Source organism: Microcoleus harperi Pol14_C6, assembly GCF_036701295.1.
GTDB lineage: Bacteria > Cyanobacteriota > Cyanobacteriia > Cyanobacteriales > Microcoleaceae > Microcoleus.
Window position 1 is genome coordinate 1 of the sequence record NZ_JAUBQN010000071.1, and the last position, 14,430, is coordinate 14,430.

10 protein-coding genes and 1 pseudogene are annotated in these 14,430 nt (G+C 44.9%); 6 read left to right on the top strand and 5 right to left on the bottom strand.

What is annotated here, in order from left to right:
- Nucleotides 1-196: 196 nt before the first annotated feature.
- The 4 genes from QUA27_RS26240 to QUA27_RS26255 all read right to left on the bottom strand — a co-directional run bounded on the left by QUA27_RS26240 (nt 197) and on the right by QUA27_RS26255 (nt 6,462).
- Nucleotides 197-715, bottom strand: coding sequence for a calcium-binding protein (locus QUA27_RS26240; RefSeq protein ID WP_333071865.1), 519 nt, complete (start codon nt 713-715; stop codon nt 197-199).
- Nucleotides 716-1,850: 1,135 nt separating this feature from the next.
- Nucleotides 1,851-3,281, bottom strand: a complete 1,431-nt coding sequence (locus QUA27_RS26245) for a beta strand repeat-containing protein (protein WP_333071866.1) — start codon at nt 3,279-3,281, stop codon at nt 1,851-1,853.
- 264 nt (nt 3,282-3,545) lie between these two features.
- Entirely contained in the window at nt 3,546-3,881 is a 336-nt protein-coding gene (locus QUA27_RS26250; protein WP_333071869.1) for a hypothetical protein, read from the bottom strand.
- A 274-nt stretch (nt 3,882-4,155) separates the two neighbouring features.
- Nucleotides 4,156-6,462, bottom strand: a complete 2,307-nt coding sequence (locus QUA27_RS26255) for an FUSC family protein (RefSeq protein ID WP_333071871.1) — start codon at nt 6,460-6,462, stop codon at nt 4,156-4,158.
- A 383-nt stretch (nt 6,463-6,845) separates the two neighbouring features.
- On the opposite strand from QUA27_RS26255, the gene QUA27_RS26260 reads away from it, so the two are divergent.
- From QUA27_RS26260 to QUA27_RS26280, 6 genes are all read left to right on the top strand, one after another.
- On the top strand, nt 6,846-7,043 hold the full coding sequence (locus QUA27_RS26260; protein WP_333071872.1) for a hypothetical protein: 198 nt from the start codon (nt 6,846-6,848) through the stop codon (nt 7,041-7,043).
- Between the two features lie 132 nt (nt 7,044-7,175).
- Nucleotides 7,176-7,295 carry an IS1/IS1595 family N-terminal zinc-binding domain-containing protein gene (locus QUA27_RS27545; RefSeq protein ID WP_445251551.1) on the top strand — a complete coding sequence of 40 codons (120 nt, stop codon included), beginning with the start codon at nt 7,176-7,178 and terminating at the stop codon, nt 7,293-7,295.
- A 490-nt stretch (nt 7,296-7,785) separates the two neighbouring features.
- Nucleotides 7,786-7,935 carry a hypothetical protein gene (locus QUA27_RS26265; protein WP_333071873.1) on the top strand — a complete coding sequence of 50 codons (150 nt, stop codon included), beginning with the start codon at nt 7,786-7,788 and terminating at the stop codon, nt 7,933-7,935.
- Nucleotides 7,936-8,211: 276 nt separating this feature from the next.
- A complete protein-coding gene (locus QUA27_RS26270) occupies nt 8,212-9,519 on the top strand; it encodes an NF041680 family putative transposase (protein ID WP_333071875.1) in 1,308 nt (435 codons plus the stop codon).
- 131 nt (nt 9,520-9,650) lie between these two features.
- On the top strand, nt 9,651-9,827 hold the full coding sequence (locus tag QUA27_RS26275; RefSeq protein WP_333071877.1) for a hypothetical protein: 177 nt from the start codon (nt 9,651-9,653) through the stop codon (nt 9,825-9,827).
- Nucleotides 9,828-10,546: 719 nt separating this feature from the next.
- Nucleotides 10,547-14,095 carry a PAS domain S-box protein gene (locus QUA27_RS26280; RefSeq protein ID WP_333071880.1) on the top strand — a complete coding sequence of 1,183 codons (3,549 nt, stop codon included), beginning with the start codon at nt 10,547-10,549 and terminating at the stop codon, nt 14,093-14,095.
- A gap of 148 nt (nt 14,096-14,243) precedes the next feature.
- Here the strand turns inward: QUA27_RS26280 and QUA27_RS27550 are convergent.
- Nucleotides 14,244-14,360 (bottom strand): annotated as a pseudogene (locus QUA27_RS27550) (transposase); the annotation flags it as partial.
- Between the last annotated feature and the right edge of the window lie 70 nt (nt 14,361-14,430).

Consider the following 14,430-nt stretch of genomic DNA (forward strand, 5'->3'; position numbering starts at 1 on the left):
ATGGGGAACAACCTTTTTGGTGCTTCTCAGAAAAACTGAAGTTTGCTCAGTTAGGTGTTGACTTTTTGTAAAAAAAATCGGTAAAAGTAGGTTAAGAGACTGCAATAACTTTGCCTATTAATGCCAAGGATTTTTTTCCAATTTAAATCAGGTTTTCTAAGTAAAAGTTATTTCACAACTGACCACTTTACTATCTCTAGACAGAGATGAAATCTTGAGAGCCGAGCAGGTTCGGAGCAACGCCCGTCAAAGAAGCTAAAACTTCACCGCTGCCGACTACTGTAATTAATGTGCCGTCAGTTCCCGGCGAAATTGATAGCTGTCGGAAGGTCAAGCCATTGATTAAGTGCACGGTATCTTGAGAGTTGGCGAAATCAGCGATCGTATCAACTCCCAATCCGGCACCTAAAACAAAGACATCCTTGCCCCCGCCACCGACTAGAATATCGTTTCCCAAACCGCCGTTGAGGGTGTCAAAACCTTTGCCGCCAGACAGGTAATCGTTGCCACCCCCACCAGTAAAGATATTGTTACCGCGCAAACCGTTGATGATATCGTTGTCGTTGGTGCCCGTCAGGACGTCATTACCTAGAGTGCCGTTGATGTTGTTACCAGGAGGGTTATTGCCTGGAGTATTGCCGATATCAGAAACAAAGACATCGAGGGTATTGTTAGTATCTCCCGGTACGAGGTTAGTGGCATCAGATGAAAACACTATTCTGTGCCCATCCGAAGACATGGAGGAATCGAAGGAATCGTTATTCCCCTCATTGCCTGCTGAGTCAAGTTAGACGCGAGTAATATTCATAAACCCTGATATTTCAATAGTCCGGACTGTTTTTATTTCGTAGTCTGAAACCTTCGGTTTTCCCTTGGTAGCTCGATTGTCTTGGAGCCTAGAAACCCTTATTCTAGGGCTGGTAATCAAAAACTGTCCCAAGTATTGATATTTAAGAGTACAACTTTAGAGATTCCCTGCGATCGCACGGCTATTCACACTTTATGCCCTAACAGCCTTGGCGGTTGCTATACTATCGCCTTGGCATTGTAAATCTTAGCCCGTTAGCAATCTGGCGAATGTGTTCCTTATCGGCAGACAACATGAGGTGATTGTAGTTGGTCCCATTCAGGCGAATCGGTGTGGGGTAGCGGACAATCAGCGTTGCCATTTTTTCCATTGTCCGATCTTGGTCAGAGTCCGGCAAAATTAAACACGCTGGGCGGCCCTGGATTTGTAACCTCTGCATCTGGGGACGAGTACCATAGGGATTTAGTCTATGATTCAGTGCATCCTTACAAACATTCTGAATCGTTGACGGTGGCGGTGACGACAGCCCCGTTATCTGGAAGAATCCATCCGCCCCGCTGAAGCGTTCTTCATAGCCCTTTGTAGGTTGCCAATTGCTGGGGTAACTAAAGGTAACACCATACGTAGAATTATTGTATAGCTTTGTACTGGGAGCCGGTTTACGTGAAACTTCCTTTTGACCAACTGATGGGGAAAGCTGGCTACTACTGCTACCTGGGGAGAGTATTCCCGTTAGTGGCACGAAGGTTAAAACTCCTAGGGTACACAAGAGTGAATATCGATAAACAATGTTTTTCATGGATTTTCTTGAAATACTCTACAAGGCTTACGCAAACAGCCAGAAATCGCCCTTTTTTAAGGACTGTTTAGTTATTCAACAATCTCTGTGAATTGGAACAATCCCGAACTGTTTTACTGATACCTTCCATTCGCATTTATCTAAATCCGGTTTTTATAGTATTTCTCAGAAAAGAATAAGTAATCTTTCAGGACAGCAAAACTTTCCTATTAGCTAGCTGTCCCCTACTTCTCAAACAGACTGCTAGGCGACAAAAATTGTCTGACCGTTGGTTAAACTGGCGAAGTTATAGGTTGTGCTACCAGCTATAAGCTCTTCAAATCCAGAAGTTTTCATAACAATGCTACCCTTGGTGAAATTCACCGCTGTTCCCGATATTCCAACGGTATAACTTCCTGACGTTAATTCCAATGCGTCTTTACCGTTTCCACCATCGAAATTACCGCTACCAAAAGCCTTGAGATAGTCTTTACCGTTTCCTAAAAACACGTTGCCGCTACCATCAAAGCCTCCATCGGCAATAATGGAGTCTTTACCATTACCAGTATTAATAACACTCTGGTTGTCAATGAAACCGCTGCTGGTGATTGTGTCGTCACCATCTCCAGTCTCAATGGTGTTGAAGTTCTCAATGGCACGGTTAGGAAGGCCTACCTCAGCAACGATCGATGCAGTAATCAAGTCGTTACCATCTCCTAAAAACACCCCGCCTGTGTTAGTAAAAAGCCCCTCGGCAATGATAGAGTCTGCGCCCTCACCAGTATTGATGGTACCCCTATTCTCAATACTACCTCCATAATAATAGTCATATTCATCGAAAAAGCCTCCGTGACCAATGATGGAGTCTGCGCCATTACCAGTATTAATAGTACCGTTATTGACAATGCCATCGACATCGCTAGTACCAGTAATTATGTCCTCGCCATCACCAGTAGTGATGTCTTTATAATTGTAAATGCCCCCGCCTAAGAAGAAAGACCGAGAGCCTGTGTCAGTACCAGTGATTATGTCATTGCCATTGCCAGTCTCTAGAGAGCCCCTGTTCCTAACACCCACGCTGCCGTCCGCGCTATTACCAATTATTATGTCGTTACCATCACCGGTAGTAATGGTGCTTAGAAAGTTGTCGATACCGACAGCGTAAGCACTTTCCAATGCCGTACCAGTAATTACGTCGTTGCCCTTTCCAGTATCGAGAGTGCTGTGGGATGTAAATATACCGATCCCGAACTCGCTACCCGGCTCACCAATGCTACTGGATGTGGCCGCACCTGTGATTGTGTCGCTATCATCACCAGTATTTATAGTGCCAGACAAGCTTTGGATTCCTCGGCTCGAACTAAGGCCAGTGATTCTGTCGTTACCATTTCCAGTGTCAATGGTTCCTGTTGTGTTGTAAATGCCCGTACCCGCAAAAAGGTCGTATTTCCTGCCGATGCCAGTAATTATGTCGTTGCCATCATCCGTATTCAGTGTGCCACTGTTGTAGACGCCGTGGAGATGCTCGCTGGTGCCGTTGAGAACCTCGCTGAGAATGTTGATAGGATCACCAGTAATACTATCGTTGCCACCCAGAGTATTAGCAACACCTGTATTGAGTATTTGCTCCACCCCAGACGCCGGGACAATATCAGCCCCGTTTGTAAACGTTAGATTTGAAAGTTCGATCGCCATAGCAAGACCTACGAATTAAGAGAGAAATGAAAAAATTTTAGATGTTATCCCTTATATTTGTATCCGAATTTACAATATTTTATTCGGAAGCGTTTTATTTCTTAACAGAGCCAAAACTATTTTTATGAGACAGCTAGCTCATTGTGGTTTTAGTTCATATTAAAATTTAATAATTGGCAACAAAGGTTAAGACAGCAATTTTGTCAGCAGGTTCTCAAGTAAGCTATCGATCGCCCTCAATCTCCTTCAACTTCCACCTGCAACTCATACACCCTCAAACTCGGATGTTCCCCAATCAGCCGCCAACAATAATCCCTTAACCCTTGGTGAAGGTGACGCTCCTTGGCGATACAGGAATATCGGCTCGTTTCTCATCAATGCGGTAAAAATCTCTCGTTCTCTATCTTTGCCATCATCCCAAATCAGATGAGCTTTGCCGAAGTACCCCGCACCCATCAAACTAGCAAAAAGCCATTCCATGAGAGCTTGCTGCTCGTCTTGGTTAAGCGTTGATTGACCGTAGGTGTCGATTACGCGTATTTTGGATTTGGGCTTGAGTGATGCGAGGATGGCGGTGGCGAGGTTGATGTACTTTTTCATGGGTGGTGGAGATGTGTCTACTTCTTACTATGCGATGGTGGCGGAACTCAAAGATAAAGCTTAATCTTAGAGGATGTTTTAAAACGGTCGTTTGACCTCCTAGTTGGCACAAAGAAGCATCTAAGCATGGGCCCAAAGCTTGATTTATCGTCTTAGTTAAGCCCAATCAGAAGGGCTAAATTATACCTGACCGGACTTTTAAAACATCCTCTTATAATCTAAAACTACATATCGCTGTAAAAATATGAGTAAGTTTAGTAAAGTATTTGAATATTTAAGTTGAACTATTATCAACTGATGCTTGCAGGCGATCGATCGCACAATGCAGACATTTCATTTCACGGGCAATTCGATCTAGTTGTGTGAAAACAGGAGTTTGTTCTCGAACAGCTTGCTGAGTTGATGTTACAGAAATTGGATTTGTAGCCAACTCTGAGATCCTAGTGAGATGTAACTGTTCAATATCGTTGTGAATGGCTGCGATATAAATATCTAGCTTCGGTAAAGCTAGAGGTGGGTGTCCCTGTTCCAGCGCGTTGGCTAAGTTCTCTAAAACTTGGACAATCGCATCGGTAAATCGCTGGAAATCTGCTAATTGGTACTCTCCGCTAAATTTCCGCTGATGTTCTGCTAGGGTTGTGACTGAGCTGAAAAAGGCACGAATGTAGAGTATCAGCATCGCGATCGGTTCTACTTCTCCTTGAACGTGACGGGGTTCGCTGAATAACCTTTGAGCCGCAGCAGCAGCATTTGCATTCTCTAATGCCGCTTGATGACGCAGGTTTTTGATAGTTTCAGTAGAACACTTTTGTTCTGGGTTGATATAGCTAGCTGCAACCTGTTGAAAGTACGCGAGATTAGAGCGAATCGTTGTTGCTAGTTGTGCTGGAAGTTGCGATCGCTCCCAACTGGGAAATAACAAATAGCTACCGAGTAATGCTAGACTGCCTCCAATTAAGCTATCGACAATGCGTAATACTCCTATTTCCCAGCCCCCTTTACTTGTCACATTCAGTAGCAATATGACTACGGGAGTCAGGAGTGTGATAAAAATGCCGTAGCTCAGCGAGCGCACCGACATAGCAGTAACTAAGAGTATCAGGAGACAAATTAATATTGCCAGTGGATTGTGGATAAGTATGACCAGGGCAATGCCAAAAATGCCCCCTAATGTGGTTCCAATCACCCGTTGCACAGTTGTCTGAGAAGTACCGCCAAAGTTCGGCTTTAGGGCAACTACAGCAGTGAGTGTTACCCAATAGCCTGTGGGTACTTGCAATAGCAAGGCTATTAATTCAGCAGTTGTTACTATTAGTGCCAGCCGCAAAGCGTGACGAAAAATAACAGAATTAAACGTGAGATTGTTACGCAGTGTGTCAATGATTGAAGAACGCTGTGGCTGTATCGGGGGATAAATGTTAAGCTGGGCGATGCTGCGTCTTTCTCCTCGTTGTAAATCTGTGGCAATTTCCGCATCGGTATGAATTTGTTCTGCTAGTGCTTTCAGACTAGCTACAATCTTACCAAGACTCACTAAGTCAGCATAGTCATCTGTCTGAGTGACGCTCGTCTGATTCAGGGTTTGAGAGCGTATGATTTGCCAGTGGTGTTCTAGTGCCTCGATCGCCCGATCTATATCTCCCAAGCGAACAAGGTTCTTTTCTTTGGCGAGGGATTCAGATAAGAATTGCAGAGCTGTTGCCGATGCTTCCACCACTTGCTGGATTTCTCTATGCAACGGCTGGAATAAGGGACGAGAGGAGGCGATCGCTAACAGTTCCACCAGTGCTACAATAGAATTAGTAATTTGGTTGGCATCCTCAATTAAAACGAGTAACTGATTGCCGCGCAAATCAGCACTTTCTCCACCCGTCCACACAGCACTCCAAACACTCCGGGCCTTGGTCAAATTCTGTATTACGCTGTCTTGAGCTTGTAAGAATTGCTCTCCCCACGGACGACGCTCCTCCAGAGTTAAGGGTATGTCGCTTGCCATTCGCACAAATTTGCTCAATGTCGCATAACAACTGCTAGCTGCCTCAGTCGCAGGTGTATAAGGGCGCAACACCCACAATAAGAGAGATAACACCATCGCCCATAAAGCTCCAGCTAGGCACAGCGCACATTGCAGAAGAACAGTAGAAAAATCGGGGAACGAAGCGAATTTTGCTAGCGAGACGATAAACATAATTGATGTCACCAGGCTAACCGTCGCGGCGCTGGTGCCAAACAGACCAGCTAAGCCAGCGACGAACATCACCAAGAACGTTGTTGGAATAGCCAGCCACAGGGTACTACTAACCAGATTCGCCATTAGCAAGGCGACAGTAACGCCAATGGTTGCTGCGAGCATTACAGTTGCTTTTTGGCGATAGGCTCCACCCGCATCGACCATGCCAACAAACATAGCTCCCATCACCGCGATCGCACTTCCAGCAGGATGACCTGCAATGAAGCCAACTGCAATGGGCCCGCTCACTGCTAAAAGGGTACGCAAGCCGTAGAGAATGTCAGGTTTACCGGGCAAGGGCTGAAACTGCTGCAACAGCCAGTTGAGAGATTGGCGATAGTCAGATGGCATTACTAGGCTACCTCTTTAAATTAAATTAGCTGCTGATACCACTGATCAGACAAAAAAGTTTTTAACACATTCTTTAGCAATGATTAATTTAAAAAGCTTGACATAGAATCTATCTGAGCGGAAAGGTGCTGCCAGATATGATTCCGGCGGAAGCACCCCCACTTTTAGCACCCTACGTAAAATTGATTCCAGGCTTTGAACTCTACCTGATGGCTGAACGATCCGTGGGGGTGGTGGCAAACCGAGGATTTGCCCGACCCGAACAATCGCGTGCGTGTTGTCGGTGACAAGTTACACCTGGATTACACCCTGAATAATACTGAAGCTGCCGATCGCCTGGTTCATCGCTCGACAGCGGTGCTAAAGTCGATGAGCGAAATGCCATGCAAGTCATCCCGTTTAGCCTGTATTTCCGCAAAAACATTCCTTTGCAAGCTGTGGACCATCAAGGCAGCACCTGCTGCTTTAGTAGCGACCCCAAAACCTCAGTATTAGACTTCAACTGCCTCACCCACGATTTGATAACCTTTATGTCGTCGATGGTAGCAGGTCAATCGCACTTTCGGATCTCGACCCGTTAAAGAGCTGTTTTAAAAGTTATCAACCAAACAACCGAATTAACAGCCAACAAAAAGGTATAAAAAATATAGGGTAGTCCTGCATAGTAATGGTAAACTAGGAGGCTAAGAACCTCACGTATTGCAGACGATGCTATGAACTGTCCCAAATGCCAATCAACGCAAATTATTAAATACGGCCATACTGATTACGGCAAACCACGATTCCGATGTCAGGAATGCAGACGACAGTTTGTTGAGCAGGCAACTCGGTAACCGATTGATGAGGCTACCCGTCAATTGATTGATAAGCTGTTGCTTGAGGGCCTTGCACGCTTCGGCCATCGCACGAGTCACAGGAGTTTCTGAGCGTTGGCTACAAATGTACGTCAATCAGAAGTTTTACCAGGCTCCCAAAACTATTGATATTACCCCGAAAAAACAGGTCGGTTGACAATTCAATTAGACGAAGTGTGGTCCTTACAATGCCTCTCTTCGTTCGTGACCATTACTATTCACAACTACCTAGAAAGGATTACAGGGAAATCGCACTACGTTGAAATCGTAGGGGTCACTGATTCGAGTCCAGTTGTGTCCATAAATTTACATCATTTATAAATCAAGGGTTTTAGGTTTCCCCTCCTAGAGTTTTGTCTTTCGCTAGACAATTAACCTATTAGTTAGATAATGAAATTAAAAATCTGACGCACCCTACTGAATTAGAATCAAATGATATTAATGATATTATATCATTGGAGACTTTACCATGAATCAAGCAATATCCAAGTTAATGACTTTTGATGAATTCCTGGAATGGAAACCAGAAAACGGACGCTATGAATTACATAACGGAGTTATTGTTGAAATCCCAAATCCAACTGTAAACATTCAGCGAGTGCGGGTTTTCAGGCGATAGAATTGGGTTTATAAATCAGGGGATTACAACTTCCTTACTTTATTCCGAATTGGAGTTTAGACTAAGCACGTCTTAAAGCACGGTTAGATTTCAACTTAAGAACGGCAATGGTCGCTGGTGAAGAGCTATGAGGCTCAACCACTAGCATAGATGCCGACGACCGTTGACGTTCTCTTCGGCTGACAACCTCAAAAAAAAACTGTCTGCGATAGTTTCAACAGACAGCGTAAGGGTAGAAGATTGAGAATTCAGCTAAAAATCTCAAATCTACCTGCCATGAAGTTTGAACAATTACGGGAATTTCGTCAACAAGCTTATGAATGTCTCGGCAATGCCAAAGACGCCACGTTTGAACTAGCAGACGCGATAATGACGACTCGCCACGTCTCATGTTTAGGAGATTTAGCCCTCAATCCCTTATTTCGGCGTAAGTGGTCAAGCGTCTACGAAGCGCTGCAAGATGGTAGACCAGACCGAGACCAATTGATGCAACTATATATCCAACAGATGTCACCAGTGGAACGTCCAGTATTAGCGATCGATCATACAGCATGGTTGAGACCCCATGCACCTACTCTCAAAGAGCGGACTTATGAACATCAACCCACAGCCTTACCTCACGGCATACCTGTTGGTATCGGTCAAGGATATAGTACGATCGCACTGATACCAACGATTAGCGGGAGTTGGGCGCTGCCATTAAGACACGAACGTATTACCAGTTGGGACAACCCAATCGGTAAAGGCGCTGAACAATTGGCACAAGTCTGTGAATATCTTCAGAATAGACCCATCGCCCTATTTGATAGTGAGTATGGGTGCGCCCCTCTGGTTAAAGCTACTGCTGCGATCGCCGCTGATAAACTAATGCGTATTCGCTCGAATCGTTGCTTATGGTCAACACCCCCAGCCTATAGTGGTAGAGGACGGCCAAAAATTCATGGAAACCAGTTTAAGCTTAACGACTCCTCAACCTGGTGGGAACCAGAACAAACTCTGGAATCCCTTGAGCCGAAACTCGGACGAATCAGGTTGAGAACATGGGATAACTTACATTTCCGAGGTAGTCCCAAACATCCGATGACTCTGATTTTAGTAGAACGCTTAGATACTGTAACGGGTCAATTAAAAACTCAACCTTTGTGGTTAGTTTGGGTTGGTGTTCAAATGCCACCTCTTACAGAAATTTGGCAACTATATCTACGTCGTTTTGCCATCGAACACTGGTATCGCTTAGCGAAACAAACATTGCATTGGACAATTCCGAAGCTAAGCACTCCAGAACAATGTGAACGATGGAGTGATTTGATGCCATTGCTAACTTGGCAATTATGGTTAGCTCAAGATTTAGTCAGGGAAATTCGTCTACCCTGGCAAAAGCCTCTCCCTGAATTGACACCTGGAAGGGTTGCACAATCAATGCTTCCACTTTTAATTAGGATTGGGAGTCCGGCTGTTGCTCCCAAATCCCGAGGAAAATCGGCTGGATGGTCATCCGGTAAACTGCGCGCTCAAAGATGTCGCTATCCCGTGGTCAAAAAGGGTAAAGGTCGGTTCCAAAACTCTCCCAAATTCGTAATTTAACCTTGAAAACTATTTCTAAATTCACTAGAATTTCACTCAGCTAACGCTGAGTCAATTTGTGCTTAGTCTAAACTCCAATTCCGAAGGAATGTACAATTAAATTTAACGATAACTCTGGCTACGCTCCAGATGTGATTGTATTAGATAAACAAGCCGTAGAAGCCAATGAGTCTCGATGGGAAAGAAACTCAGTTATTAGTCAAGGAAATTCTATTAAATTAGTTATTGAAGTTGTCAGCAGAAATTGGCGGGATGATTATGCACATAAAATAATTGATGGTGAATCATTAAGCATTCCTGAATATTGAATTGTAGATTATTTGGGTTTAGGGGTAGCCGTTATATTGGTTATCCTAAACAGCCTACTTTATCGGTTTATCTGTTAGTATATCGTGAGTATCAAATTAAGCTGTTTCGGGGAGAGAAAAGGATTGAATTAGCGGTGTTTTCCGAGTTAAATTTGACCGCTAAGCAAATTTTTAACGGTGGATAAGTGCGGAGGCGATCGCAGAGCTAAGTTGGTTAGAGCGCTACAATGCCATTGTAGGGGTCACTTGTTAGAGTCCAGTTTTTCCATAGCTAAAACCCGCCCACAAAGCGGGTTTTGTTTTTTCTACAACCAAACTGGTGGATTTGGCATTATTAATTAGGAATGACAGAATATGTCTAGGCCAGAGATTTAGTACAGTTGCCACGTTTCGTCGAGGCTGTTGCTGGGCAGTTACGTAGTTTGCATGAGTTCGGTGTTAAAGAAACGATAGCCCGATTCTCGTCGGCACTATCCCCATCCGTGAACAAAGCGCAAGCAAGCAGAAAAAGAAAGAGAACAACAGTTAGAATGCGATCGCCTTGCACGGCCTCAAGCACAAGCCGCTAACCGGATTCAAGACGAATTTTTAGCGGTGCTGTCCCATGAGTGGCGATCGCCCGTGTGCTTAAACACTGAATGACTTAGGTTTTGGGCATATTATATCTTGATTCCCTAACAATAACTGGCATAATAGGTAAATAGGCAGGACTAACCGCAATGAATGTAGAACGTACACACTCCTTGAATGATGGACAAGAGCTTACTGTAAATTTCCCTCAAGAGCTATGTACGCACTGCCCAGCACTCGAAGTACGACGATTTGCGGTGATAGTCGCTCACATGACTGAGGCGTTTATTTCTATTAATTCAGAGTTGCACTGCACCTATGTCAACTATAAAGGAGAGCAGGTTTTAAACAGGAAGCGGCAACACCTGATAGGAAAAAATATATGGACTATATTTTCGGTCGATCTTACTTCTGAGCTATATAAGTATTGTCATCAAGCGATATTAACACCAACAGAGATCGAGTTTGAAGAACACTATCCCTCACTCAACAAGTGGTTGAGAATTCGCCTCATCAAGAGTGAGGATGGCTTACTTATTTACTTCCAAGATACGACTCAAACATCTCAACTCGATCGACAATTGAAAGCCGAAATCGCCAAGTGCCAGGAGGTGGAAGCCACTCTTCAGAAAGAACAGGACTTTTTGAAGGCAATCCTAAACAACGTTCAAGCTGGCATTGTCGCTTGCGATGCCGATGGCATATTGACGGTATTTAACCAAGCAGCTAAAGATTTTCATGGATTACCTCAGCAGCCAGTTCCACCGGCTCAATGGGCCCAGTATTATGACTTGTATTTGCCCGACGGCAAAACACGGATGAATACAGAGGATATTCCCCTGTTCCAGGCATTGCAAGGACAGAACATTCGTAATGTGGAAATGATGATTGTTCCGCAGCATGGAACGGCGCGAATGCTGTTAGCAACTGGACAGGCGATTATTGCCGCAAACGGCGAAAAACAGGGTGCAGTTGTCGTGATGCACGACATTACACAACGCCAGCAGGCAGAAACTGCTCTGCGTGAGGGTGAAGCGCAATTATCGAGCATCTTTCAAACTATTCCTGATGGCATCACTATTCTAGATTCTACCGGACAGATTATTGCCGCAAATAGGGCAGCAGAGAGGATTTTAAGATTAACTAGCAGCGACATTGTGGAGCGAGGCTATAACGATCCATCCTGGTTCATTACAAGCGTGGATGGTCATCCTTTCCCAGAAGATGAACTGCCGTTTGCGAGGGTTATGCAAACAGGTGAGCCTGTTTATGGTATTGAACATGGCATTAGCCATGCCGATGGAACTCGCAGGATTCTCTCGATCAATGCTTCCCCTTTGTTTGACGCAGAGGGACAAATTATCAATATCATTGCTGCTTTCAGCGACATTACTGAACGCAAGCAAACCGAAGACGAACGAGTACAGCTTGTTCAAGAACAGGCAGCCCGTGCTTTAGCAGAGGTTTCTCAGGAAAAATCAGCATTTTTAGCCCAAGTGAGTGCTGTCCTTTCGTCTTCGCTGGAGTATGAACAAACTCTCCAAAGCGTTGCCAAACTGGCAGTTCCTTATTTTGCAGATTGGTGTAGTGTCGATCTGCTGAATGACGATCGCACAATTGGTCGGGTTGCAGTTGCTCATACAGAGCCCGAAAAAGTCAAGTTTGGCTGGGAGTTGGCTCAACGCTTTCCCAGACATCTCGATGATGGGTATGGCATTGCTAAAGTGATGCAAACAGGACAGGTTGAAATTGGGATTGAGATTACAGATGAACAGTTAGTGGCCGCAGTGCCGAATGCTGAATACCTGGAAATCATACGTGGATTTGGGTTAAAGTCCTGCATCATTGCACCGCTACAGGCCCGCGGGCGCGTGTTGGGCAGCATTACCTTTGCGTTTACTGAATCCGATCGCCGCTATCGCCTGGAAGACATTCCCTTGGCTGAAGATTTGGCTCAGCGAGCAGCGATCGCCATTGATAACGCTCGTCTCTATAATGAAACACAACAAGCGAAATTAGCCGCCGAACTCGCTGCTAACCGGACGGCTCGACTGCTGGCGGTGATGACAGCTTTGTCTGAATCCCTAACCTCGGCTCAAGTTGCTCAGGTGATTATTGAACAGGGAATGTCCGCACTGGGAGCAAGTTGTGGTTTGGTTGCCGTATTAAACCAGGATGCAAGCGAACTGGAGATTATTCAAGCGATCGGTTATGAGCACGTAGCAGAATTTCAGCGCAGTTTTTCGATTCATGCACCCTATCCTCTGGCAGAAGCCGTGCGAACTGGGCAACCTGTTTGGGTAGAAACTCTCGAAAACCGAATTGCCCGTTATCCTCATTTAGCCGAAGCGTATGCCAAGGCTGGTTCAGAAGCCTGGATTTCAGTGCCATTGTTGATTGAAGGACAAGCCGTTGGTGGGCTATCGCTGAGTTTTTCGACCGTTCCCCGACTTTCTGAGAGCGATCGCGCTTTCGTTTTAGCACTGGCACAGCAGTCGGCGCAGTCGATCGACCGAGCACGGCTCTACGAGTCAGAATCGCAAGCACGGACGCAAGCAGAAGCAGCTAACCGGATTAAAGATGAGTTCTTAGCTGTCTTGTCGCACGAATTGCGAACTCCGTTGAATCCGATTCTGGGTTGGACTCGACTGCTGCGAAGAGGAACCCTGGATTCTGGCAAGACGGCGGTAGCTCTCGAAACGATTGAACGCAATACCCAGTTGCAAGTTCAACTGATTGAGGATTTGCTGGATATTTCGCGCATTCTGCAAGGCAAGCTGAGTTTCGACTCTACTCCTATTAATTTGAAAACTACTCTTAAAGCTGCGATCGAAACAGTTAGTTTAGCCGCCGAAGCGAAAAACCTTCAAATTCAAACTCACCTAGAACCAAATGTCGGCGATGTGTTAGGAGATGCTACCCGATTGCAACAGGTTGTCTGGAATTTGCTCACCAATGCCATTAAGTTTACTCCAACTGGAGGTCGAGTTGAAGTTGAGCTAAAAAGGATTGATTCCTATGCTCAAATTCAAGTCAGGGATACAGGAAAAGGGATTAAGCCAGAATTTATTCCCTATGTATTTGACACATTTAGACAAGCCGATAGCAGTATTACCAGAACCTTTGGTGGGTTAGGGCTGGGATTAGCGATCGTGCGTCACGTCGTTGAGCTACATGGTGGGACTGTCAAAGTCGAAAGTTTTGGAGAAGAACAGGGAGCAACATTTACTGTCACGCTTCCCTTATTAGCCAGAAGCAATGATCCAAACAGTGAGCAGAAGGACAATCTATCACTCAATGCTCACACTTCACCCTTGGCTAGATTATGTATCCTGGCAGTTGATGACGAAGTAGACAATTTAGAGTTAGTTCAATGTATCTTGGAGCAAGCGGGAGCCACCGTGATCTATGTATCTTCAGCAACAGAGGCGCTACAAAAACTCACTAAATTTAAGCCAGATGTTTTGATTGCTGATATTGGGATGCCACAAATCGATGGCTATGAGTTGATGCGTCAAATCAGACAACTATCCACAGATGATGGAGGGCAGATTCCCGCGATCGCTCTCACAGCCTATGCAGGTGAGACCAATAAACAGCAAGCACTAGCAGCCGGATTTCAAAAGCATCTTCCCAAGCCTGTTGAGCCTGAAACGTTAGTGGAGACAATTGAGCAAATGCTTCATCGAATAGAGTAAGGCAGAGCATTAGACATCTCCGCAAATTAAGCTTCAGCTACCTCGGTACAAGGATTTCAAGTTGATTATTGAAGATGTATTTGGAGTATAGTCTAGGAAAATGCCACGAATTGAAGCGGCTCTCCGGAACTTACGGTGATATTTTTATCTAATTAGAGAAGCAAGCTAATACGCGTTCTCGAAAATTATCAAAGTTTGAAAAGCCATATCCTTGTCGCATAATTAACTTAATTCGATTATTAATCCCTTCCATAACTCCAATACTCCGGACAGTTTTTAAGCAGCCAGAGTACCATAAGACAAGACTGAAGGAAGATTTGGATGATTTAAAATCA